The organism is Nocardia sp. NPDC056000 (assembly GCF_042269265.1).
GTDB lineage: Bacteria > Actinomycetota > Actinomycetes > Mycobacteriales > Mycobacteriaceae > Nocardia.
Genome location: NZ_JBHJXS010000001.1, coordinates 88589 through 112026 on the forward strand (window position 1 = coordinate 88589; position 23438 = coordinate 112026).

Annotated in this window: 25 protein-coding genes; 12 read left to right on the forward strand and 13 right to left on the reverse strand. The window is 67.0% G+C overall.

Annotation, left to right across the window (positions count from 1 at the left end; translation table 11 throughout):
- Nucleotides 1–63 precede the first annotated feature (63 nt).
- Both ACFC4D_RS00465 and ACFC4D_RS00470 read right to left on the reverse strand, forming a co-directional pair.
- On the reverse strand, nt 64–1083 hold the full coding sequence (locus ACFC4D_RS00465) for a sigma-70 family RNA polymerase sigma factor (RefSeq protein ID WP_376061047.1): 1020 nt from the start codon (nt 1081–1083) through the stop codon (nt 64–66).
- Entirely contained in the window at nt 1080–2606 is a 1527-nt protein-coding gene (locus tag ACFC4D_RS00470; RefSeq protein ID WP_376061048.1) for an MFS transporter, read from the reverse strand. Before ACFC4D_RS00470 ends, ACFC4D_RS00465 begins: the two co-directional genes overlap by 4 nt.
- Nucleotides 2607–2758: 152 nt before the next feature.
- On the opposite strand from ACFC4D_RS00470, the gene ACFC4D_RS00475 reads away from it, so the two are divergent.
- The 3 genes from ACFC4D_RS00475 (at nt 2759) to ACFC4D_RS00485 (ending at nt 6467) form a co-directional block, all read left to right on the forward strand.
- On the forward strand, nt 2759–3607 hold the full coding sequence (locus tag ACFC4D_RS00475; RefSeq protein ID WP_376061049.1) for a hypothetical protein: 849 nt from the start codon (nt 2759–2761) through the stop codon (nt 3605–3607).
- Between the two features lie 202 nt (nt 3608–3809).
- The gene (locus tag ACFC4D_RS00480; protein WP_375967261.1) at nt 3810–5363 is read left to right on the forward strand and encodes a succinic semialdehyde dehydrogenase; all 1554 of its coding nucleotides are present in this window, start codon (nt 3810–3812) and stop codon (nt 5361–5363) included.
- A gap of 99 nt (nt 5364–5462) precedes the next feature.
- A complete protein-coding gene (locus tag ACFC4D_RS00485; RefSeq protein ID WP_376061050.1) occupies nt 5463–6467 on the forward strand; it encodes an immunity 49 family protein in 1005 nt (334 codons plus the stop codon).
- Nucleotides 6468–6526: 59 nt separating this feature from the next.
- Here the strand turns inward: ACFC4D_RS00485 and ACFC4D_RS00490 are convergent, their stop codons facing one another.
- Both ACFC4D_RS00490 and ACFC4D_RS00495 read right to left on the reverse strand, forming a co-directional pair.
- Complete coding sequence (locus ACFC4D_RS00490) at nt 6527–6934, reverse strand: DUF779 domain-containing protein (RefSeq protein ID WP_376061051.1); 408 nt, start codon at nt 6932–6934, stop codon at nt 6527–6529.
- 226 nt (nt 6935–7160) lie between these two features.
- Nucleotides 7161–8396 (reverse strand): transcriptional regulator, encoded by a 1236-nt coding sequence (locus ACFC4D_RS00495; RefSeq protein WP_375967265.1) that lies wholly within the window; start codon nt 8394–8396, stop codon nt 7161–7163.
- 184 nt (nt 8397–8580) lie between these two features.
- Here ACFC4D_RS00495 and ACFC4D_RS00500 point away from each other — a divergent pair, with 184 nt between their 5' ends.
- From ACFC4D_RS00500 to ACFC4D_RS00510, 3 genes are all read left to right on the forward strand, one after another.
- Complete coding sequence (locus ACFC4D_RS00500; protein WP_376061052.1) at nt 8581–9456, forward strand: LLM class F420-dependent oxidoreductase; 876 nt, start codon at nt 8581–8583, stop codon at nt 9454–9456.
- A gap of 75 nt (nt 9457–9531) precedes the next feature.
- Nucleotides 9532–10116: a hypothetical protein gene (locus tag ACFC4D_RS00505; protein WP_375967267.1), complete on the forward strand. Its 585-nt coding sequence runs from the start codon at nt 9532–9534 to the stop codon at nt 10114–10116.
- Between the two features lie 14 nt (nt 10117–10130).
- Nucleotides 10131–10862, forward strand: coding sequence for a hypothetical protein (locus ACFC4D_RS00510; RefSeq protein ID WP_376061053.1), 732 nt, complete (start codon nt 10131–10133; stop codon nt 10860–10862).
- Here the strand turns inward: ACFC4D_RS00510 and ACFC4D_RS00515 are convergent.
- Together ACFC4D_RS00515 and ACFC4D_RS00520 are read right to left on the reverse strand one after the other, a co-directional pair.
- On the reverse strand, nt 10820–11269 hold the full coding sequence (locus tag ACFC4D_RS00515; protein WP_364634314.1) for a nuclear transport factor 2 family protein: 450 nt from the start codon (nt 11267–11269) through the stop codon (nt 10820–10822). The genes ACFC4D_RS00510 and ACFC4D_RS00515 overlap by 43 nt on opposite strands.
- Before the next feature lie 89 nt (nt 11270–11358).
- Complete coding sequence (locus tag ACFC4D_RS00520; RefSeq protein ID WP_376061054.1) at nt 11359–12573, reverse strand: FAD-dependent monooxygenase; 1215 nt, start codon at nt 12571–12573, stop codon at nt 11359–11361.
- A 74-nt stretch (nt 12574–12647) separates the two neighbouring features.
- Here ACFC4D_RS00520 and ACFC4D_RS00525 point away from each other — a divergent pair, with 74 nt between their 5' ends.
- The 4 genes from ACFC4D_RS00525 to ACFC4D_RS00540 all read left to right on the forward strand — a co-directional run bounded on the left by ACFC4D_RS00525 (nt 12648) and on the right by ACFC4D_RS00540 (nt 15931).
- A complete protein-coding gene (locus ACFC4D_RS00525; protein ID WP_376061055.1) occupies nt 12648–13202 on the forward strand; it encodes a TetR/AcrR family transcriptional regulator in 555 nt (184 codons plus the stop codon).
- A gap of 38 nt (nt 13203–13240) precedes the next feature.
- Nucleotides 13241–13561, forward strand: coding sequence for an ABC transporter permease (locus ACFC4D_RS00530; RefSeq protein WP_376061056.1), 321 nt, complete (start codon nt 13241–13243; stop codon nt 13559–13561).
- Nucleotides 13562–13640: 79 nt separating this feature from the next.
- The gene (locus tag ACFC4D_RS00535) at nt 13641–14621 is read left to right on the forward strand and encodes a hypothetical protein (protein ID WP_375967274.1); all 981 of its coding nucleotides are present in this window, start codon (nt 13641–13643) and stop codon (nt 14619–14621) included.
- Between the two features lie 149 nt (nt 14622–14770).
- On the forward strand, nt 14771–15931 hold the full coding sequence (locus ACFC4D_RS00540) for a polyprenyl synthetase family protein (RefSeq protein WP_376061057.1): 1161 nt from the start codon (nt 14771–14773) through the stop codon (nt 15929–15931).
- 156 nt (nt 15932–16087) lie between these two features.
- Here the strand turns inward: ACFC4D_RS00540 and ACFC4D_RS00545 are convergent, their stop codons facing one another.
- From ACFC4D_RS00545 to ACFC4D_RS00560, 4 genes are all read right to left on the reverse strand, one after another.
- The gene (locus ACFC4D_RS00545) at nt 16088–17716 is read right to left on the reverse strand and encodes an amidohydrolase (protein ID WP_376061058.1); all 1629 of its coding nucleotides are present in this window, start codon (nt 17714–17716) and stop codon (nt 16088–16090) included.
- Between the two features lie 77 nt (nt 17717–17793).
- Nucleotides 17794–19293 (reverse strand): PucR family transcriptional regulator, encoded by a 1500-nt coding sequence (locus tag ACFC4D_RS00550; protein WP_376061867.1) that lies wholly within the window; start codon nt 19291–19293, stop codon nt 17794–17796.
- Nucleotides 19294–19547: 254 nt separating this feature from the next.
- Nucleotides 19548–19961: a nitroreductase family deazaflavin-dependent oxidoreductase gene (locus ACFC4D_RS00555; RefSeq protein ID WP_375967278.1), complete on the reverse strand. Its 414-nt coding sequence runs from the start codon at nt 19959–19961 to the stop codon at nt 19548–19550.
- A 72-nt stretch (nt 19962–20033) separates the two neighbouring features.
- Entirely contained in the window at nt 20034–20624 is a 591-nt protein-coding gene (locus tag ACFC4D_RS00560; protein ID WP_376061059.1) for a TetR/AcrR family transcriptional regulator, read from the reverse strand.
- Nucleotides 20625–20687: 63 nt separating this feature from the next.
- Between ACFC4D_RS00560 and ACFC4D_RS00565 the strand changes: the two genes are divergently transcribed.
- Nucleotides 20688–21506: a class I SAM-dependent methyltransferase gene (locus ACFC4D_RS00565; RefSeq protein ID WP_376061060.1), complete on the forward strand. Its 819-nt coding sequence runs from the start codon at nt 20688–20690 to the stop codon at nt 21504–21506.
- Between the two features lie 3 nt (nt 21507–21509).
- Here the strand turns inward: ACFC4D_RS00565 and ACFC4D_RS00570 are convergent, their stop codons facing one another.
- The 3 genes from ACFC4D_RS00570 to ACFC4D_RS00580 form a co-directional block, all read right to left on the reverse strand.
- Entirely contained in the window at nt 21510–21911 is a 402-nt protein-coding gene (locus ACFC4D_RS00570; protein WP_375967283.1) for a hypothetical protein, read from the reverse strand.
- Between the two features lie 107 nt (nt 21912–22018).
- On the reverse strand, nt 22019–22663 hold the full coding sequence (locus ACFC4D_RS00575) for a DedA family protein (RefSeq protein WP_375967284.1): 645 nt from the start codon (nt 22661–22663) through the stop codon (nt 22019–22021).
- Nucleotides 22664–22731: 68 nt separating this feature from the next.
- A complete protein-coding gene (locus tag ACFC4D_RS00580) occupies nt 22732–23064 on the reverse strand; it encodes an ArsR/SmtB family transcription factor (RefSeq protein WP_375967285.1) in 333 nt (110 codons plus the stop codon).
- Here ACFC4D_RS00580 and ACFC4D_RS00585 point away from each other — a divergent pair.
- On the forward strand, nt 23050–23436 hold the full coding sequence (locus tag ACFC4D_RS00585; RefSeq protein ID WP_376061061.1) for an SDR family oxidoreductase: 387 nt from the start codon (nt 23050–23052) through the stop codon (nt 23434–23436). The genes ACFC4D_RS00580 and ACFC4D_RS00585 overlap by 15 nt on opposite strands.
- Nucleotides 23437–23438 lie beyond the last annotated feature (2 nt).

A 23438-nucleotide genomic window follows, 5' to 3' on the forward strand; every position in this document is an offset into this window, starting at 1 on the left:
GGCTTGCGGCAAGCCCGGGTCCGCGATATAAGTTTCAGTGGGGAGGAATTCCGGCGGGACGCGCTACGGCAGCACCGCGGGCAACCCGAAGCGCGGGAACAATCGCGGATCCAGGAATACGGTGATCCGCTCGATCGCCGAATCAGACACGGTGAGTACGTGAATCGCGTGCGCGCGATGCACACCGTCCGCGCCGCGCAGATAACACGCCACGGCCGGTTGGGTATTCGCCGCCGTGCGCACCAGCCGCCATCTGCCCGGATCCGCGCAGGTCTTGGCGGTGAAGAAATCCACCACGTGCGTGCGTCCCGCGAACCACACCAGGGCGGGCGGCATCTCCATCACCGCGTCATCGCGGAGCAGTTCGGCCAGCGCGCGCATATCGGCATTGCCGAAGGCGTGCATATAACGGTCGACGGTCGCCCGCTCGTCCGGGCTCAATGATTCCGACATCTGGTCGAGCATCGGAGCGACCTCCTCCAGGTGGGCGTGCGCGCGTTGCAGCGCGCTGTTGACGGCGGCGGGGGAGGTGTCCAGGAGTTCGGCGACCTCGGCCGCCGACCAGGCCAGCACATCGCGCAGAATCAGCACCGCGCGCTGGCGGGCGGGCAGAAATTGCAGCGCCGCTATGAACGCGAGCCGCACACCGCTGCGCGCCGCCACCACCGTGGCCGGATCATCGGCCGAATTGCCCAGCAGCCCATCGGGAATGGGCTCCAGCCACGGAACCTCCGGATGCCGGGGCGGGGAGGTGTCCAGTACCGGGCTCGGACCCGCGAGACCGCTGGGGAGCGCCCGTCTGTCGCGCTGTTCCAGCGCGGTCAGGCAGGCATTGGTGGCGATCCGATACAGCCACGTGCGCAGGGACGCTCGCCGCTCGTCGAATCGGTCCGCGGCGCGCCAGGCCCGCAACATGGTCTCCTGCACCAGATCCTCGGCCTCGTGGATCGAACCGAGCATGCGATAGCAGTGCGCGAGCAATTCCGGGCGGAATGGTGCGGTGCGGGTCGCGAATTCGGCGCTGACCGTCATGGAAGTCGAACCTACCGACGATTCGGGGGCCCGAGCGGCCGGACCGGTCATGCGGTGGTCCCGGTGCGCGTGACGGATGCGTGCGCGCCCACGGCGCTCGCGACGCGAACGGCATCGGCATCGGCATCGGCATCGGCATCGGCATCGAGCGGGGTCTTATCGCTCACTTGCCCACCCGCTCCCGTCGAAGGGATCACATCCGGCGCGGTGGGCGCTCCGGCGGGAATCAGCAGACCCGCCAGCGCCCCGGCCAGCGCGAGCAGCGCCCCGGCGATGATCGCGGCGATGAAGCCGTCGGTGAACGCGTGCGCGGACTCATAACCGCCCACGGCCGCGAAAACCGCTGCCGGGACCGCGATTCCGAATGCCCCGCCGAGCTGGCGCAGTGCGTTGTAGGTTCCGGACGCGGCCCCGACCGCGGAGATGGGAACCGCCCGCAGCACGGCGCTCTGTGCGGACGGAATGGCCATCGACGCGCCGATACCCGCGATCACGAAGGGCGCGACCAGCATCGCGTACGGCAGGTCTGGCCGGGCAATCAGTGCGATCCAGCCGTATCCGATCGTCTGCAAGAGCAGGCCGAGCACCACCAGCGGGCGTTCGCCGAATCTGTTGACCTGTTTGCCCGCGACGGGGGCGACGAAGAACAGCGTCACCGTCCACGGCGCGAGGCGCAGGCCCGCGCCCAGCGGACCGTATTGCTGTGCCACCTGGAGGAATTGGGTGAAGAAGAACGCGCCGCTGAAGATGGAGGCGGTCAGCAGGAAGCTCGCCGTATTGCCCGCACTGAACGCGCGGGAGGTGAAGAATCGCATCGGAATCAGCGGGGCGGTCGTCCGCAGCTCCCAGCGCACGAAGGCGATCAACCCTGCCGCGCCTGCGACAAAGGCGGCAACGACTTCGGTACTGCCCCAACCGGATTCATTGCCGCGAATCAGGCCCCATACCGCGCCGAACGCCGCGACGCTCACCAGCGCAATCCCGGCGTAGTCCACTCTCCTTGCCTCGCCGAAGCTTTCGGCCAGGCGGGTGAGCACGAGCGGAATCAGCACCGCCCCGATCGGCACATTGATCCAGAAGATCCATTGCCAGGCCAGCCCCTGCACCACCGCACCGCCGACCAGTGGTCCGCCGAGCGTCGCCAATCCCGTTGTGGCGGCGAAGAATCCGAGTGCCCGAGTGCGCTGATCCGGCGGGAAGGCGGCCGATAGCAGGGCCACGGCGACCGGCATGACCGCAGCCGCGCCGACGCCCTGCACCGTGCGTGCGGCGATCAGCCAGCCCAGATCAGGAGCCAGCGCGCATCCAGCCGAGGCCACGGTGAACAGCGTCAGCCCCGTCGCCAGTACGCGCCTGCGCCCGTACCGTTCGCCGAGCGCCGCGCCCGCCATCAGCAATACCGCGAAGCTCAGGTTGTAGGCATTGATGGTCCATTCCAGCGCGCCGATCGAGGCGTGCAGATCGAGTTGGATGGCGTGCATGGCCGTGGTGACGACCAATGCGTCCAGCACGATCATCAATCCGGTGAGTGAGGTGAGCGCCAGCACCCAGCGCTGACCGACGGTCATTGTCATCGCGTGCAGTCCTTCTCCGAAGGGGTGTCGCGAATACATACCGGCGAGCCCGGCCGGATTCATCGGAGCCGTTAGTGCTTCGTTGGTGGATGCAGAGTCACCGCACCGACTCTTGGTGCAGAACCAACGAACACCAAGAAGGTGAGAAGACAATGACCAGTGCCCCCAAGCCCGCCCTGAAACGTGCCGTGATGGTCGCTTCGGCATTCGCACTCGCCGCCGGCGCGCTCCAGGTCGCCGCGGCTCCGGCGTACGCCGTGGCGGGCCCGACCACCAAATACGAGTGCCGCGATCTGCAGACCCCCGGCAAGCTCTTCCCCGGTGACGAAGTGGCGTGCACCGTCACGGTGAGCACCGCCGGGAACGACTCGTTCTCCAATGTCATTGCCGAAGTGACCATTCCGAACGGCACCGTGTACGAATCCGGCGGCAACAAGCTGGGCGGGCAGAAGGTGTCCTTCACCCTGGGCGAGGTCACCAAGAACAAGACCGCGTCGGCGACCATGACCGTCATGGTCGACGGCCAGACGCCGCCGAACACCAATATCTCCAGTGACGCGGTGGTCAAGGGCTTCGCCCCGAACGGCGCGTTCGACACCAACGCGTCCTCCAACACCCTGGTCGTGGTCTCCGCCGGTGGCGCGCAGGGCACCCAGCTGGTGGCCAAGACGGATGTGGCCTCGGTCAACACCTTCGGTCGCGCCGAGACCCCGATCTCCGAACTGGTCGACGCCCCGGCCGGTGTCACCCCGAAGATCGAATTGGTGACCAGCGCCGAGCCCAAAAAGAACTACGTCGGTGCCTCGATCATCGATAACGGCCAGAAGATCGCCTGGACCGCACTGTGCACCGCGACCCCGCAGGAGAAGACCCAGTCCTTCACTATCAAGATCTCCGCGCCCGGTCAGGCGTCGGTGGAGGCCAAGACCACGGTCCTGCTCGGCAACAATGTCGCCAACCAGGGCATCGTGCCGCCCGCGAATTGCGCGCCGAAGCCCTGATATCCCACTCGAATCAGCACGGCCGGTGCGACTTCTCGAAGTCGCACCGGCCGTGTTTCGGTGTGCGCGGCGGCACCCCGATTGCCGACATTTTCGGACGGAAACCCGGCTCGACCGGCCGTATCCCGGACTCAGCCGTCACGGGTGCCCGGTAAGGGTAGATTGTGTGTACCCCGAGGTTACCCGTAAGTAGGAGGCGACGATGCCCGTCCCGGCAGCCGCAGTGTTCGAACGTCTGCGGACGTTCGCGGCCGTTGATACCACCGAGGATCGCGATATTCGCGCGATCACCGAGGTGTTCACCGGAAAGACGCTCGGTACGGTGCCGGTGGGCACGGCCGCCGATGTGACCGTCGCCGTCACCAAAGCGCGTGCGGCGCAGGCGGAATGGGCCGCCCGCCCGGTCAAGGACCGGGCCGCGGTCTTCAATCGGTATCGAGATCTGGTGGTGGAGAACCGCGAGTACCTGATGGACGTGGTGCAGGCCGAGACCGGTAAAGCGCGCTGGGCTGCTCAGGAAGAGATCATGGGCCTGATGATGGCGGCCCGCTATTTCGCCCGTGTCGCACCGCAATTGCTGGCCTCGCACAGCGTCCCGGGCGCGTTCCCGGTGCTGAACCGGGCCGCCGTGCGCGCGGTGCCCAAGGGTGTCGTCGGTGTCATCGCACCGTGGAACTATCCGATGCTGCTTTCGATCGGCGATTCGATTCCGGCACTGCTGGCCGGTAACGGCGTCGTGGTGAAGCCGGACAGCCAGACCCCGTACTCCTCGCTGGCCAATGCCGAACTGTTCGCCCGCGCCGGACTGCCGCGCGATCTGTTCGCCGTGGTCACCGGTCCGGGTACGGTGGTCGGCACCGCCATCGTCGAGGCCTGCGACTACCTCATGTTCACCGGTTCCTCCACCACCGGCCGCACCCTGGCCGAGCAGTGCGGGCGTCGCCTGATCGGCTTCTCCGCCGAACTCGGCGGCAAGAACCCGATGATTGTCACCGCGGGCGCGAACCTCGACAAGGCCGCCAAAGCCGCTGTGCGCGCATGCTTCTCGAACGCCGGTCAGCTCTGTATCTCCATCGAGCGCCTGTATGTCGAACAGTCTGTTGCCGCCGAATTCACCGAGAAGTTCGTCACCGCCGTCAAGGCCGCGAAAGTCGGTGCGGCCTACGACTATTCGGAGGATATCGGCAGCCTCATCTCCGAGGCTCAGCTAGAAACGGTGACCAAGCACGTCGCCGACGCGGTCTCCAAGGGCGCGAAGGTCCTCGCGGGTGGCAACGCCCGGCCGGACCTCGGCCCGCTGTTCTACGAGCCGACCGTACTGGCCGAGGTCACCGACACCATGGAATGCGGCCGCAACGAAACCTTCGGCCCGCTGGTGTCCATCTACCCGGTAGCCGATGTGGAAGAGGCGATCACCCGCGCCAACGACACCGAATACGGCCTCAATGCCAGCGTCTGGGCGGGCAGCAAGGCCGAAGGCGAGCGCATCGCCGAACGCCTGCACGCGGGCACCGTCAATATCGACGAGGGTTACGCCCCCGCCTGGGGCTCGACCGGCGCGCCGATGGGCGGTATGGGCATCTCCGGCGTCGGCCGTCGCCACGGTCCCGACGGGCTGCTCAAGTTCACCGAACCGCAGACGGTCGTGGTCACCCGGTTCCTGAATCTCGATGCGCCCCCGCTCATCTCGCAGGACAAGTGGCAGCCGTTCCTGATGGGCGTTGCCCGCGCCATCAAGTACCTGCCCGGCCGCTGATCCGATCCGCCCGCCTGCCCCGGCCCGAAACCACCGGTATGTTTCGGTACGGGGGCGGGCGGCGATGTCCGGCACCCTGTTTCGATTTCAGGAGGGCCAATGACGCTGAGCACGGGGCAGATCGGGCGGCACTATCCCTGCGATCCGGATGCGGAGCGGCCCGGTGGCCGCCTGGACGACGCGATGGATCTGGTCCACGAGCAGGTCTCGGGGGCGTGGGAGACCGCGCACGCGATTCTCGAGGAGGAACTGGCGACCGAACCCTTCATCGGGTTGCAGGCGGTGGCCAATGAATTCCTCGGGCTCGCGGGATATTACAGTCTCGCCGATTTCGGCGACGGGAACACACGCATCCGCTCGTACACCGAATCGGCGGCCAACGCGCTGGTGGGCCGGTTGCAGGCGGCGCGGCAACCGGCGGGCGGCTCCGCCGTCACCATGATCATCGAGGATGATCAGTACCGGGTGCCGGGCATCGGCGGCCGCCAACCCGGCCCCGCCGCATCGGATTTCGTGTCCGCGCTCTCGCTGGGCCTCATCACCCGCGATCCGCGGCTGCTGGCCTTTCTGGTGGGCACCGCGGACCGGCCGGGTTTTCCACTGCCGGACGCGCACGACTACGCGACGTTGTGGGCGCTGGGCTGGCAGCAGCTGCACAGCGGTGCAGCCGATGTCCGGGACACCTTGCGGGCAGCCTGGAGCGCGGCCGCGGACAGTTCGGATGAATACGCCGTACTGTGTGCCGCGCCCGCTATCCGGGCGCTCGACTACGCCGCAACGGGTTCGGCCGCGGAGTTCAACACCGCGATCGCCGAAGCGCTGCAACAGCATCGGCGATTCTGGGGTACGCCCGAACGATGTCTCGCCCCGGTGGGTTTCGTCTCCTGGCATCTGCTCGGACTGGCCGGTTTCGCGGCCGATCGCGGACTGCCGGTGACCGTCGAGTCCGGTTATCTACCGCCCGCGCTGCTGGATCGCGGGTGGACGATTCCCTTCGCCGAGGAGATCATCGTGCGCCCCAGGGTGACGCACGACGACCAGGGGCATCCGCTGTATCCGCTCCGTCTCGGTATCGACGGTCTCTGGGAACTGCTGCCGCAGTAGCGTTTTCACGAGAGGGCGGAGGCGCGGCCGGCCCGGAGAAACCGGCCGCGCCACCTATCTCATCCGGTCAGGTCGGCGCCTCGGGGCGGCCTGGGAGCCGCCTCCAACACCGCCGCCTCGGCATCGGTGAACAACCGCGACCGGATGATGAATCGGACCCCCTCTGGGACCTCGAGGGAGAAGCCGCTGCTGCGACCGGATATCACGTCGACGGTCAAATGGGTATGCCGCCAGTGCTCGAAATTACCGGCGCTCAACCAGAATGGCGTATCCGGGAAAACCCGGCCGAGCATGACATCGGCCGCCCCGACCCGGAAATCGCCCAGCGGATAGCAAATCGGCGAACTGCCGTCGCGGCAGCCGCCGGACTGATGGAACAGGACCGGGCCGTGATGGGAGATGAGCACCTGCAGCACATCGGCCGCGGCATCGGTGATGGCCACCCGGGTGACCGAACCCGTCTTCATCTGACTCCTCCAGTGATAGCTCGGATGTCGTGGGAAGCGTTGGGCCTCAGACGAACCCGAGCTACGGTGACCGGGGTCACTATGACCCCGCCGGGTTGGCACAGGGTTGGCGCGCGGTTGGTGAAAAGTAGGCTGTTCACTGCAACCTCGGCGCAACGATGCGCCAACCCACGGGCGTTCGTGTCCTATTCGCCGGACCGGTCCGCTATGGACCGGTATCGACCAACTACGCGCGTAGTGCGGTGTGCAGCCGGGCCGTGGCCAGCGCGCGGCGACTGTCGCCCGGGGCGAGCAAACGCAGTGCGTGCTCGTGGATTTCGATATCGTCCGGGCAACGCTGCCCGAATCGCAAGGCGTGCTCGGGATTCCGGTCCGCGAGCACGGCGGTGCGCAGACCCACGTCGAGATGTTCGCGCCACTGTACGATGCCGGGAATATCGGAATCCGGTAGCAGCGGACCGCGATACAGCCGCACGGCGGTGGTCAGATCGCCCGCCTCCAGCGCCGCGAGCAATTCGGTGGCGTCACAGGCCAGGGGATCGGTGAGCATATAGCGGCGGTCCGCGATCTGACCGTCGGTGGCGCGGCGCAGGCGCGAGACATCGGCCTTGAGGGTGCTGGGGGAGACGGACCGATCACCGTAGACGGCGGCGTGCAGACGCTCGGGGGTGTAACCCTCCGGCTCCAGCGCCAGCAGCGTGAGGATCTCCACCTGCCGCGGGCGCATGGGGACCTGCTGGCCCTGCTTGTACAGGCGCGGCACCCCGAGGCATTCCAGCCGGGTGCGCGCCACCGGTCTGGATTGCTCTGTGTGCAAACGGGATTCGATGGCGGTAACCAGGGCCCGCACCGTGGCCAGAATCATCGGATGCGAGCGATCCCAATAGGTCGACAGATCCAGTACGCCGATTTGACGGCCGTCGGCGGCGCGAATCGGGGCGCAGTAGCAGACCCAGCCGTGCAACGCCTCCACCAGATGCTCGGCGGCCCAGACCGAACTGGGGCGGCCGGTGTGCAGCGATAGCGCCACCCCGCTGGTCCCCATGTACGGCTCATCCCAGCAACCGCCGGGCGCGAGGTTCACGGTCTCGGCGCGCCGCCGCACCGCGCGGTCGCCGCAGCTGAACAGCACGGTGCCCTCGTCATCGGTGACGACCGCGATCATTCCGGCGTCCTCGGCGATGGCGCGAATCTCCCCGGCGAGTTCGGTGACCGGGGTGCGCAGCGGCGATTCGGCCCAGCGCGAACCCAATTCGTCCCGATCGGTGGCCGGTGCCACCGCCCGTGCGGGGTCCACGGTGCGCAGCGAGCGCTCCCACGACTCCACCACTTCCTCGCGCAGCACCGGCACCGGTGCGCTCGCGGGACCGAGCGCGGGCAGCTGTTGCGTTCCCGTCGCCCACCGCGCCCACACCTTCTCCAACTCCGCACGCTGTTGGAAAATGGCCGGTAGCTGTGTCATCGCGCAAACTCCTCGCGGGCGACTCGGAAATGCGATACCCCATGATGGCGTGCGCGAGCCCCGCCCGTACCCCATTCGGTGGAGTCCGCGCGTTAATTCGATTCGACCGTCTTCGCAGGCTTCGCCTGGCGTCGCGGGGCCGATGCTTGTGATCTTGTTCGGATTCGACTGGTAGACAGTAGGTATGGCGTACCCATTTCGCTTCGGTGTGAACATGATTGCCCCGTCTTCGCGTGCGAGCTGGATCGAGAAGTGTCGCCGGGCCGAACAACTCGGCTTCGATGTGATCGGCGTCCCGGACCATCTGGGCCTGGCCGCACCGTTCCCGGCGCTCATGCTCGCGGGCGAGGCGACCGAGCGAGTCCGGCTCAACACCTTCGTCCTGAACGCCCCGTTCTACAATCCGGTGCTGCTGGCGCGCGATGTCGCCGGACTCGATCAGCTCACCGATGGCCGGGTCGAACTCGGCCTCGGCGCGGGCTACGTCAAGGCCGAATTCGAAGCCGCCGGAATGCCTTTCCCGTCCGCCCGGGAGCGGGTCGACCATCTAGAGCGCACCGTCGCCACGCTGCGCGGGCTGTTCGCCGATCCGGAGTACACCCCGCGGCCGGTACAGCCCGGCGGGCCCACCCTGCTGCTCGCGGCGTGGGGAGACCGTTCACTGCGCTTCGCCGCCGCGAACGCCGATATCGTCGCCTTCACCGGCGCGGGTGCGAGCGATAACGGCCGCCTGACGCTCGCCGACAGCGCGGCCCTCGCCAAGCGCACCGACTATGTGCGCGACCATCTGGGCGGGCGCTCGGTGGAATTCAATCTGCTGGTGCAGGGCGTCATACGGGACGAAGAGCGTTCCGCCGCAGCCGATTATCTGGCCGCGCACCTGCCATTCGAGTTCGACGGCGCGCTCGATGACCTCCCGGTGCTGTTGCTCGGCACGCCCGCTCAGATCGCCGATACGCTGCGCGAACGCCGGGAAACGTTGGGCTTCAACTACATCACCGTGCTGGAGCCCAATATGGAGAAACTCGCTCCGGTCATCGAGCTGCTGCGCGGGGAATGATCCGCTCATACGTTTGAGCCCGCCGCGTCGAGGCATTACGTCCGCAAGAAGACGGACTCGGCGAGGAGGAGCAAGATGTCGGGTGCAGTAGTAACCGTGATTGTCATCGTGGTGGTGATCGCCGCGGCAATCGTGATCGCGCTGGCGCTGATGCCACGCATGCGCAGTCGCAAATTGAAGGAGCGGTTCGGGCCGGAGTACGACCGCGCGGTCGAACAGTCGGACAACCGCCGCGACGCCGAACGTGAACTGGTGGAACGGCAGAAGCGGCATCAGCAGTTGCAGCTGCGCGAGCTGACCGACGATGAGAAGCGCCGCTACACCATGCAGTGGGCCCACGTGCAGGAACAGTTCGTCGACGATCCGGCGCACGCGCTGGAGAACGCCGATCGCCTGCTCACCCTGGCGATGGCCGATCGCGGCTATCCGACCGAGGATCCGGACCAGCGGGTCGCGGATCTCTCGGTCGAGCACGCCCAGCCGGTGGATCGTTTCCGCCGCGCGCATCAGATCGCCGGTCAGGCCGGACGCGGGCAGGTGTCCACCGAGGATATGCGCGCCGCGATTGTCGACTACCGGCAGCTCTTCGCGGAACTGGTGGACGGCAACGGATCCCAATCCGACACCGCCGCACCGCATTCCGCACGCGATAACCGATAAGTGAGGTACGACAAATGAGCACTGACAAAGAGCAAGCGAAACAGGCCGCAGCACAGGCGAATACGGTGACCGGCAGTGATGTCCGCGCCGCCGGTTCTCCGGAGCGGCCCGAGCACACCGGTCGATCCGAGGACGCCCAGCGGGGCACGCCGGAAGCCCTCGACCCCCGCCGCGATCCGAATTCCCTTGGGGCGCAGGAACCGAGTTCGGTTGCGACACAGGGACCGGATGCCCGTCCGGCGCACGCACCGGATCAGGCGGTCCACGGACAGCCGAATCAGAACGTCGAGGCGGATCAGCGACTCCGCGCCGCCCAGCCGCAACCGTCCGCGAGCACGCAGCGGGCACATGAGGCCGGACAGCGACAGCCGAACGGTGGTCCCGCCACCGATGAGGCCGGACAGCGACTGCACAACGGCGGCCCGGGCACCGACGAGCAGCGGCAGCACGGCGCCGGACAGAGTGCGCATCCGGTCGATTCGAACCAGCTGCGCGGGCAGTGGCGCGAAGTGCAGACCATGTTCGTCGACGACCCGCGCGATGCGGTGACCCGCGCCGACAAATTGGTCGAGGGCGGCATTCAGGCGCTGGTGGACAGCTTCGCCCAGCGGCGGCACGCGCTCGAACAGCGCTGGCACGAGGAAAAGGGTTCGGACACCGAGGAACTGCGCCAGGCGCTACGCGGGTACCGCGACCTGTTCGATCAGCTGATCACGGCCTCGGCCGGCGGGGCGACGAACATATAGGACTTCTCCTCGATTCGCCGGCTGATCCGCCACTGATCGTCCACCCGGACGAATGAGTCGTGGTACCAGAGCCCGCACAGCATCAAGCGGGGCAGACCGTCCGCACCGGCCACCACCATCGGGTTGTGGCACATGGTGCGGGCGGTCGCCGTATCACCGTCGACCTTGATGGCGGAGTTGGCGATCAAATGCTGGAACGCCGTGAAATTCGGCATGACCGTGGCGAGAAAAGCCTTGGTGGAGGCCACATCTCCGGCCGGTCCGCCCATCGCCGTGTAATCGATATGGGCGTCGGCGGTGAAGATCTCATCGAGCAGCTCCCACTGCTTGGTGTCCACCGCATGGGAGTACCGGACCATCAGGTCCTCGATCTCCATCCGATCCGAAATCTCCTGCAGGGACAGCATGCGCGCCTCCGGGTAGTGCCTTCTGTACAGCTGGTGTTCGGTGCCCGAGCGTACGGCGCGGCGCGGATTGATCTTGTGGTTTCCGAAAATCAGGACACCGCGACCGTGTAGTCCTTGGCCGCGACGGTGCGCGCCACCTTCTGCGGGGCGCCACCGATGAGCCCGCGCCAGGGCAGGTACGGCAGCAGGCGCACATTCAGATTGCGGACCTTGATCATCGTCTTGCTACCGGGCGCGTACCACTGGCCCACGCCCTCGGCGAACCGCTGGCAGGCATCCACCATGGGCCGCATCTCCCGCTCGTAGGCGGCGAACGCGATGCGGTAATCGCCTGCGGCGGCGGCCAATTCACCCGCCAGCAGATATGCGCCGACCAGTGCGAGGTCCGCACCCTGACCCGAGAGCGGGGAAGCGCAGTACCCCGCATCACCGACCAGCGACACCCGTCCCCGGGACCAGGTGTCCATCTTGATCTGCGCCATGGCGTCGAAGTAGAAGTCCGGGGCGTTGTGCAGTTCCGTCAGTAGCCGCGGCACCTCCCAGCCCTGCTCGGCGAAGGTGTCGGTCAGAATGCGGCGCTGGGCGTCGCCATCCCGGAAGTCGTAGTCGAGTTGCTCGGACGCCCACGCGAAAATCGCCTTGGCTTCGGTGTTCTCCCGCGCGCTGTAACTGCCCGCGATCTTGCCCGGGGTGTTGTAGTCCAGTTCCCAGTGATCCAGATTCAGCAGGTTGGGGATGGTGAAGATCGAGATGTAGTAGCCCATGTGGCGGACGAAATCCGATTCCGGGCCGAAAACCAGTGCGCGCGTGCGGGAGTGGACGCCATCGGCGCCGATCACCAGATCGAAGGTGCGGGCGGGGGAGTGCTCGAAGGTGACGTGCACCCCGTCGGCGGTCTCGGTGAGCTCGGCGATGGAATCGCCGAAGAGGTACTCGACATCATCGCGCGTGGCCTCGTACAGCACCCGCGCCAGATCGCCGCGCGCGATCTCGGTATCGCCGCCCGCGCCGACGCCGTTGAAGACCTCGCTGCTGATACTCGCCTTGACGGTGCCGTCGGCGGACACATACGAGGTGCCGCGCTTCCCGGTCTGCAAGGCGTGCACCCGCTCCAGCAGTCCCATCCGGCGAATGACCTCGGTGGCGGTGCCGAGCACGTCGATGGCCTGACCGCCTTCGCGCAGGGCCGGGGCCTTCTCCACGATGGTCGGCCGGAAGCCGTACCGCCGCAGCCAGAAGGCGAGAGCGGGACCCGCGATGCTCGCGCCGGAGATGAGGACGTTCTGGTTGGCCAGGTTTCGCATGAGCAGAACTGTACAAATGTCTTAGGCAATTGCGCAATACTTTTGTCTCAGGCATTTGCGCTAGTCTGCTCAGCATGGGAAACCGTGAGGATCTGCTGGCCGGGGCGCGCACCTGCCTGTTCGAGAAGGGCTACGCCCGCACCACCGTCCGCGATATCGCCACCGCCGCGGGCGTGAGCATGGCCGCCATCGGCTACCACTTCGGATCCAAGGAAGCTCTGCTCACCGCCGCCCTCACCGAGGCGACCCGGGAATGGGGGGCCGAACTGGCGCGTGCTCTCGCGGCGACCGATGTCACCGATCCGGACGCACTGCGCCGCTTCGCGACCCGATGGGACGCGGTCCGGGGATCGATCGCCGATCACCGGGGCGTCTGGGCGGCCACCTTCGACGCGCTCTCACACGCGGATTCCCGCGCGCAGCTGGCCGCGACCATGCCCGAGGCGCGGGCGGGCCTGGCCCGGCTGTTCGGCGGCGATGCCGACGACGATCGCACCGCCGGACTGGTGCACCAGGCGCTGCTCATCGGCGTGGCCGCGCAGTATCTGATCGATCCGGAAACCGCGCCCACCGGAAGCGATCTCGCCGATGGTCTGCGCCGCATCACCGGCGTGGACGCGCATCGGTAATCTCATTCGCACGTACACCACGACGGCGATGACGCGTATTGATCAGTGCCGAAAGCACTTTCGTCGATGCGGTCGGGGATGCGGCACCGCCGGAAGGCTCCTCGCCCTGCGCGTCCGAGGCGGAAGCCGTTCTCACCCTTGATCTCTCGATGCGAAGGTCATTTGCGCCACACCGGTCCGCGGCGCTGCGCGCGGCGCGTGCTCGCACGATAGAATCGGCGAAAGTGGTAGGGCTGATCAGATTTCCGGGTGTGACGACCGGTCTGATGCGGCGGGTGTGGGCCCCTTTGACAGCGATGCGGGCCGGGGAGCGACCGTTCTCCGACTCCGCCCGGCGACTCGCGTCACCGGCCGAATAGCGGTCGGATCGCCGGATCTGCCCGAAACGCCGGTATTGTCGGGTGGGCGGGTAAACTGGTTGGGAGATAGGCAGTTTCGATGGAACCAACCGATTTTTTCATGCCGTACGCCCCGGTGGACCTCAATCCGCTGGAGCTGGAGGCAGAAGCGGGTATGTGGGAGTGGCTCGAGAAGTTCGAGCTCGTGCCCACCGAGTTGACGCGGCGGCGGATGGTACGCACCAGACCGGCGCGAATGTACGCACTCTGGTGTCCCAAGGCCGATGTCGAGGAGCTCACGCTGCTCAGCCAGTACACGGCTTGGGCTTTCGTGGTCGACGATCAGTTCGATATTGAAATCCCCGATCCACAGCGCTGTTTGGAAGCGGTGCGCGCGCTGAACGCGGTATTCGACAGTGCCAGGCAACCTTCCGGCGTACTGGCCGTGGCGTTCGCTGATCTGTGGCGGAGACTGTGCGAGGGTCGCTCACCCGAATGGTGCGAGGCCGTACGCGCGGAGATCCGGGACTGGCTCTGGACGTATTACACCGAGAGCGTGGGGCGGCTTTCCGGAAATCTTCCGGATCTGGAGACCTATCGCGCGCATCGCCGAGATGGTGTGGCGCTCTTCGTCTTTCTCGACATCAGCGAGCGCGCCGAGGGGATAGATCTCTGCGCGCCCGCCCGCTACCTTCCGGCCATGCGCAGCCTGCGCGAGGCGGCGGTCGAGCATATGGGCCTGTTCAACGATGTGCTGTCGGTGGCCTCGGACGAAGCCTCGGGCTACCTGTACAACTCGGTGCTGCTGGCCGAATATCACTTCGGGCACAACCGGACCCGAGCGCTCGAGCTCGTCAACACCATGCTCACCGAGTGCATAGCCCGCATGACGGCCGCACTCGAGCAACTTCCGGCCGAACTCGCCGACGCCGGACTCGGCGATCGTGACCGCGCCGACACTTTGGCCACCGCAGGCAGTTACACGGTGTACGTTCGGGCGAATTTCGATTACCACTATCAGGCCGCCCGTTATACGAGCGCGCCGGTGGAGGCGCTGGAACACGGCCTGCCACTCACCTGAGCTGCGGCGCAGCCGCCGTTGCCGAAATGAAATCCACAGGCGGTCCCGCGTTTTCACGTTCGGATGGGACGATTGGGATCTTCTATGCATGGCCGCCCAATCACCGCCGGGTGGCTGCGGAGGCCGTGTCCGAGTGAGCGGGGCCGATTATGCGAGCGTCGAAACCGACCAGAACCACAGCGGGACAACGACTCGAGGGCATGCGCCGCTGGGGTCTCACCCGGCCGACCATGATGAAAACCATCGGCCACAGCGAAATACGCCAGCGGCCCGCCGAATACGGCCAACATTCCGATGGCGGCCCGCACGTCGCGGCGCGCAGACAGCTGGCCGCGGCGCGGCTGGCCATCGAACCGGTGCTGCGCGCGGCGGTCGCCTCACTCTCCGAACCCATGGATCGCATGGCCGGATACCACTTCGGCTGGTGTGACGCCGAAGGCGTGGAGATCACCGGGCTACAGGGCAAGGCCCTGCGACCCGCCCTCACCTTCGCGGCCGCGGTGGCCTGCGGCGGAACCATCGAGAACGCCACCCACGCCGCCGCCGCGGTCGAGCTGCTGCACAACTTCTCCCTGGTGCACGACGACGTCATGGACGAGGACCGTTTCCGGCACGGCCGGCCCACGGTCTGGCGGGTCTGGGGTGAAACCAATGCCACCCTGCTCGGGGACGCGCTACAGGCGCTGGCCCTGGGCGTGCTCTCGGACGGTGTGCCCGAATCGGTGACCGCGGAGGCGGTGATCCGGCTGGCACGCGCCACCGTCACACTGTGCCGCGGGCAGTACGAGGATTGCGCCTTCGCGGCGCGCTCCTCGGTGACCGTCGATGAATACCTGACCATGGCCGCGGGCAAGACCGGGGCGCTACTGGGCTGCGCGTGCGCCCTCGGTGCGCTGTGTGCCGGGGCCGATCATCGGGTGGTGTCCGCGATGCATACCTTCGGATGTGAATTGGGGCTGGTGTTCCAGCTCGTCGATGACGCCATCGATATCTGGGGTGATCCCGAGGTGACCGGAAAACCCGCGCACAGCGATCTGATTCAGCGCAAGCAGTCGTTCCCGGTGGTCTGCGCATTGGCCTCCGATACCGGACCGGGCCGGGAGTTCGCGCGTCTCTATCACGCCCGGCAGCCGATGACCGCGCAGCGGGCGGCGCGGGCGGCGAACCTGATCGAGGAGGCCGGTGGACGGCAGCGCACGCTGGGGCGCGCGGCCACGGCACTGGAATCCGCACTGGGTGTGTTGCCACCGGAAATGGCCGCCGCCGATCTGACGGCGCTGGCTCATCTGGTGGCCTACCGGGACAAATAGCGGTGAACGAGGCAAAGGCGATTTATGTGTAACCGACGGTTACATATACTTTGACTCTTACCGAAGAAGGGGGATTCGCCGCACACGACGGGCGGCTGATGGATACGACCATAGCATCCCGCCCGCCGTGCCGCGGCTCCGCCCCGGAAATTCGCCCTAACCGAATACCCGCGCTCCGCCGACATAGGTCTGCTCGACCTTGGCGTCGGCGATCTCGGTGATCGGATGCTCGAACGGATTACGGTCCAGCACAACGAGATCCGCGAGCATGCCGGTGCGCAGACTGCCCGTGTCATCGCGCCGGTTCGCATAGGCGGAACCCGCGGTGTACGCGGCCAGGGCCGTCATCAGGTCCAGACTCTGCTCGGGCAGCAGCGGCGGCAGCGCCGAACCGGGGGTGATGCGATTGACCGCCGTGTGAATGCCGGACAGCGGATTCAGATCGCTGACCGGCCAGTCGCTGCCCGCCGCCAGCGTGGCGCCCGCGCGCAGCAGATCACCGAACAGGTATTGCCGATCGCGCAGGCCCGCGCCCAGGAACGGCAGGGTCAGGTCATCGAGCTGCGGTTCGTGCGCGGCCCACAGCGGTTGCAGATTGGCGACCGCGCCGAGCCGCTGGAAGCGGCCCATATCGTCCGGATGGATCACCTGCAGATGCGCCAGCTGATGCCGATTGCCGCGCGGGCCGTTGGCGATCAGCGCGGCCTCGACCGCATTGAGCGCCTCCCGCACGGCCCGGTCGCCGAGCGCGTGGAAGTGCACCTGGAAATCGAGTGCGTCCAGTTCGGTCACATAGCCGCGCAACGCCACCGGATCCACGAAACTCATGCCCGCGTTGGCGGTACAGCAGCCACGATGGTCCAGATAGGGCTCGGTCATGGCGGCGGTGAAGTTCTCGGCGATTCCGTCCTGCATGATCTTGACCGTGTCCAGGCGGAAGCGCTCGCTGCCGAACTGCTTGCGGCGCAGCACCATTGTCTCGATCTGGGTGACGTCGCGATCGCGTTCCCACCACTGCGCCCCGGTGACGCGCGCGGTCAGCAGCCCCTGTTCGGCGGCGCGGGCGAAGGTCGCCGCGGAATCCATATTGCGGTCGTAGCCGCCGACGATCGCCTCCTGCCAGCCCGTGATTCCGAGCGAATGCAGCAGTTCCTGTGCGCACAGCAGTCCGGTCAGCCGGTCCTGCGGGGTGATCTCCGGCAGCACTCGCTCCACCAGCGCCATGGCGGCTTCCTGGAGCATTCCGGTTGGGCCGCCATCGGTTTCGCGTTCTATCCGGCCGTTGGCGGGATCGGGGGTCGCGGCGGTGATCCCCGCGAGCTCCAGTGCGCGGGTGTTCGCCCAGGCTCCGTGATGGTCCCGGTTGACCAGATACACCGGCCGGTCCGCGACCAGCGCGTCGAGCTGCTGCCGGGTCGGCTGCCCGCCGGGAAAACTCTCCATGGACCAGCCGCTGCCGGTAATCCATTCGCGCTCAGGATGTTTGGCGGCGTAAGAGGCGATTCGGCGCACGTACTCGGCCAGGTCGACCGTCCCGCTCAGATCGCAGGCGGCCAATTCGATACCACCGGCGGCGGCGTGCACGTGCGCGTCCTGGAAGCCGGGCAGCAGTGCGCGCCCGCCCAGTTCGATCACCTCGGTGGCGGGACCGATGGCGGCGCGCACCTCGGCGTGCCCGACCGCGCTGATGCGATCGCCGGTCACCGCCAGCGCGGTCGCACGGCTGCGGGCGGAATCCATGGTGAGCACCGCGCCGCCGGTGAACACTAGGTCGGCATGGGACATGAAACTGCTCCTGACAGCGCTGGAAGTCGGTTGCGGCTCATAATCAACCAGCGTCCCATCCCGGACCGGACACCGGGTCAGCTGCCCCGGGCCAGAATCGCGAGCAGCAGTTCGGCGCGCACACGCGCGCTGTCCAGATCGCAGCCGAGCAAACCCTGTGCCGTCGCAATGCGTTTGCGCAGGGTATGACGGTGCACACCGATAGCGGCGGCGGCCGTCTCCCACTGGCCATTGGCCTCGAGATAGGCGCGCAGCGAATGCAACAGATCCGAACCGTGCGCCGCGTCATGATCGATGAGCGGGGTCAGCACGGTATTGGCCAGGGTGTCCAGCACCCGGCGGGTGGAATCGAAGGACAGCAGCGATCTACCGGTGAGCGCGCCGAATTCCGATGGGGCGCTACCGCGTTCGGCGGTCGCGGCGGCCAAGCCCGCGGCATCGGCGGCGACGGTCAGTTCGGGGAGCGGATGTTCACCGCTCAGGCCGAAGCGCACCGAACGACTCGTGCTCTCGCCCAGATCGGCGGCGAGTTCGCGGGCGAAGGCGACGGCGGCGACCCCGGGCAGCACCACCAGTACGCGGCGCGCGAGCAGGTGCAGGAACAGCGGATGACCCGAGCGCACCGCCATGCTCTCGGCCACCGAGCGGATCTCATCGACCGCGTCCAGGCTGTCGCAATCGGCGGCGAGGACTCGAATGCGCCCGGCGGCATCGGCGGCCTGCGCCAGATGCGTCCAGGCGGGGGCCAGATCGGATTCGCTGCTCAACAGCAGGCCCAGCACGGTGCTGTTCAGTCGATGCTGGGCCTCCCATAGTCGTGCCGGTTTCTCGAAATCCAAGGCCAGCAACGAATTCGCGTGACCGAGCAGAATCTGATCGACCGCGCTGAGCGGGGCGGAGCTCACCACCACCAGATTGCCGTGCACGCGGCCGCCGACACCGATGCGCTGATGGGTGATCGAGCGGCCCTGATCGGTGTGCACGCCGCCCGGATCGGTGGCGATGGCGGTGCGAACCGTATGCAGCAGTTCGTCATCGGGGGTATCGGGGTGCACATCGGTGACCCGGGTTTCCGCGTCCAGCACCAGCACGGTGGCGCGCAGCGCGGTGGCGAGCTCACGCACGATGGCGCGCGCACCCGAACGCACCAGGGCACGGGTCATGCGGGGTTGCGTGCGCGAGGCCCGCAGCAGGGCGTCGTGCTGGAGCTGGGCCGAGCGCGCGGCGATCCGGGTGGCGACGGCGGCGAACGGGGTGGACGGCGCGACCTCGAAAAGCGGCAGCCCGATCTCGTCGGCGGCCTTGATCAGATCCTCGGGAATGGCCGGATGGGTTTGGCCGACGCCGAAACCGACTGCGGCGACGCCTCGTTCATGCAGTCGGCGCAGGTAGGCGACGCGGGCGACGTGGGTCGCGGGTAGTTGTAGGCCGGTGGTGAGGACAAGCTCACCACCGGACAGCCAGGGGAACGGATTCTCCGTTTCGATGGTGAGCACCGACTCGATGGTGCGGCCGATGCCCGCGACGCCGCCGCGCAGCGGAATCTCCAGATCGGGCTGCGCGAGCACCCAGCTCACCGGTACGGACACCCAACCCCCTCCGCCGAATCACCAGAATTACGTGTCGCATGAATGCAACGCCATGTGAAAGCAACGCCGCGTGAATCCGAAGCCGCTAATTCTCCGAAGCCGTTAATGCAAGGGTAGGGGAGTGAGTGTACAGAATGTCGAAGACACGTTCCGCGAATAACCATTTCGGCGCGTGGTTACCGGCGAGTCTGGGTTTTTTGTACGAAATTGTGCCGCGCTGATTGTGGTTACGGCAGCGTAGGTCAGGCCGGTTGCCGGTGCACCACGGCTACCGGAATCTCCCGGGTGGTGTTGCGCCGGTACTCGTCGAACTGGGGCATGACCGCGACCATGCGATCGTACAGCTCCGCCCGCTCCGCGCCGGAGGTGAATTCGGCTTTGCCCGTGTAGGTTTCGGTTCCCAGCTCGACCGTCAGCTCCGGATTCGCGCGCAGATTGTGGTACCAGGCCGGATGCTTGTCCGCGCCACCGTTGGAGGCGATCAGCACGATCCGGTCACCGTCGGCCACGTACACCAGCGGACTGGTGATGGCCCGCCCGGACTTCGCGCCGGTCGTGGTGATGAGCACCAGGTTTTTATTGCCCTCGAACGGCCCGCCGACCTTGCCGCCGTTCGCGCGAAATTCCTGGATCACATTTTCATTGAAGGCGTTCATCGCACCCGTCCTGTCGCTGTCGTCCTACGGTCTCCCGGCACCAACCCGGGGTGCGCCGACGAAATTCCGCACCTACCGAATCTGGGATCCGGACAACACCGTCGCCACCATGCGGCGCACCGCGACGGCGTCCGGCGGCGTGCCGGTGCGGTCGGCGAAGAGCAGATGTCCCGCGCCGATGAGAGTGGGGGCGAGGGCGTCCACATCGGCGCCGGGGGTGAGGCGGCCCAATTCACGTTCGGCGGTGAGATATTCGGAGATCATGACGGTCGCGTCCGATAACAGTGGGACGCCGATCGGGCGGGTGCGGCGCAGCCGGGTGCGCAGTTCGTCGCGGAAGATGATCAGACTCACGATGGCCACGGCGACGGGGCCGAAGACCTTGGTGACGGCATCGGCGAGATTGTCGTCAACGGTGCCCGTGCCTGCGGCGTCACGCAGTTCGGTTGCGTCGCGGGCGAGTTGAGCGATCCGGTCCCGGACCAGTTCGGCGAGGAAATCGTCGAAATCGGAGAAGTGGCGGTGCAGTACGCCTTTCGCGCAGCCCGCCTCATCGGTGACGGCGCGACTGGTCAAACCGCTGGGACCCGCGCGCAAGAGCACGCGTTCGGCGGCGGCGAACAGTTGTTCGCGAACGTCACGGAGGGCTATGCCGGTGGGCACCGTAAATCCTTCTCTCACAGGGCGATCGTTGACGAGTGGGCAGGTGCCCACTAGAGTGGGCACATGCCCACAATACCGCCGGAACCGGTGGTTCCGCGTGCACCGGAGCCGCATACGCATCGCGATGTCGCCGAATCGTTCGGGGTGGACGCCGCACGGTACGACCGGAGTCGCCCGCACTATCCGGAGGCCATGATCCGGCAGCTGGTCGCCACCGGCCCGGGTCCGCGCGTGCTCGATATCGGCTGTGGCACAGGCATATCGGCGCGGCAACTACAGGCCGCGGGATGTGCGGTGCTGGGCGTCGAACCCGATGCGCGCATGGCCGAATTCGCGCGCGGCACCGGGGTCGAGGTCGAGGTCGGCACCTTCGAGACCTGGGATCCCGCCGGGCGGGAATTCGATATCGTCACCGCCGGACAGGCGTGGCACTGGGTCGATCCGGTAGTCGGTGCCGCCAAAGCCGCGGACGTGCTGCGCCCGGCGGGCAGGTTCGCCGCGTTCTGGAATGTCGCCGACGCGCCGTCCGAGGTGACGGAGGCTTTCATCACCGCCTATCGGCGAGTGCTGCCCGATTCGCCGTTCGATACCGCCGCCATGCGGCGGGGTGCCACCGGCTCCGGCGCGGTCACCGACCGGGCCACCGAGGGGCTGGGCAAATCGGGCCGGTTCACCGAACCCGAGGTGTGGCGGTTCGAGTGGGAACAGCCGTACACCCGCGCGGAATATCTGGACCTACTACCGTCCCAGGGCACACTCACCCAGCTCGCGCCGGAACCGTTGGCGCAGATCCTCGACGGGGTTGGTGCGGCCATCGACGCGCTCGGAGGTCGTGCGGTCGTGCGCTATACGACCGTGGCGGTCACCGCGACGCGCGGGTGAGCGTCATTCGCTGAAGGCGTCACTGTCGAAGCCGTGTGCCTGGGCCACCAGATCGTAGAAAGCCCAGACCCCACCTCGGTGATACGAGTCCGGATGCTCCGAACCGCCCATGAATGGGTAAGGCGCGGCGATGTAGACCTCCTCGGCCGCGAGCGGGCCGAGGCGACGGCGAATGGCCGAAACATGCTGGGGCTGCAGGATATACGTGATGACATCGGGGTCGAACAGGACCCGATCCACGAAGGCCGACAGATCGTCGAAGGTCCCGTAGACCTTGGTGCCGGGGAAATACGGGTCCAGAATGGCGTATTCGCCGGTACGGGTGCTCATGAGCAGGGCGTGGCCCAGGTCGGTATAGCCGATCACCCGGTCGAAGCGGGGGAATTGCGGTGCCCACGCCGGCATCACCCTATCGAAGTGATGCGGTCCGACGAGTTTGAAAGCAACGCTGGTCACTGGCCATATCCAACCAGAGCGGACGAAACGCTCGGCAGGTGGCATCCCGGGACGGGTCAGTCGGCCTCGTGCGCGGCCTCGTAGTTCGCCTCGAAGGAGCGCTCGCGGCGGCGTTCGCGCACCTTCCAGACGATCAAGCCCACGATCACCAGCACCGCGACGCCGATGGCGATATCGCGGCCGACGGTCTTGGCGACCCGCTCATAGGAATTGCCGGCGATGAAGCCGAGCACCACGAACGTTGTGCCCCAGACGATTCCACCGAACGCGTTGAAGGCGAGGAAGCGGCGGTACGGCATCTTCGAGGTGCCGGCCAGGGCGGGCATCATGGCCCGGAAGAACGCGGTGAAGCGGCCGAGGAAGACCGCCCAGCCGCCGCGCCGGGCCAGGAAATCCTGCGCCTGCTCCACCCGCCCGCGATGCTTGTCGAGAATCCGCACGGCCAGCAGTCGCGGACCGACCTTCTTACCGACCTCGTACCCGACGCTGTCGCCCACGATCGCCGCGACCACCACCAGCACGATCATCGCCCAAAGCGCCACGTGCCCTTGACTTGCCGCGACGCCGCCGAGCACCGCCGCGGTCTCTCCGGGCACCACGAATCCGACGAAGATGGCGTCCTCGACGAAAACCAGTGCGGTGACTATCAAATAGATCCACACCGGTGCGATGTCCAAGATCCGGTGCAGCAGCGAATTCATGCCGCCACGCTACCCATTGAACCCATCACACCGGATATCGAATGCGTAAGCGGCTCAGCGAAACAGGTTCACGAGCGTGCCGCCGCGCCGTCTTCGACCGGCGGCCGCGCCCCGAGCACCGCGTCCAGCAACCCCGGAAACCGTTCCGCCAGTTCGTCGCGCCGCAATTCCACCAACTTCACCCGGCCCTCGCGTCGCTCCCGGGTGATGCCGGATTCGCGCAGCACCCGCCAGTGGTGAGTCGCCGTCGGCTTGGTGACGGTCAGGGGAAGACTGCCGCAGGTTCGCGCGTCCTCGGACGCTGCCAGCTCCCGCACGATGAACAGCCGCACCGGATTGCCCAGCGCGGCCAATACGTCTTCGACCGCGAGGCGGTCGAGATCGGGGTGGTAGACGGTCACATCACCGCGCGCATCCCGCACACCTCGCCGCTGACCTACGCGGCCGCCAAGGGCGCGGTGAGCACGTTCAGCAAAGGGCTCGCCGAGGAGTACGGGCCGCGCGGCGTCCGGGTCAACACCATCTCGCCCGGACCCGTGCTGACCGAGCAGTGGACCGGACCCGATGGCACCGGGGCCAAGTTCGCGGCCGCGCGCGGTGTGAGCCAGGAGCAGTTGCTGCGCGATATTCCGCGCGAAATGGGTGTCACCACAGGCGAATTCGCGCAGCCCCGGCAGGTCGCCGCGCTGGTGGCCTATTTGGCATCACCGCTGGCGGGCGCGACGCACGGGGCCGACCACGTCATCGACGGCGGCGCCATCAAGACGGTGTGAAC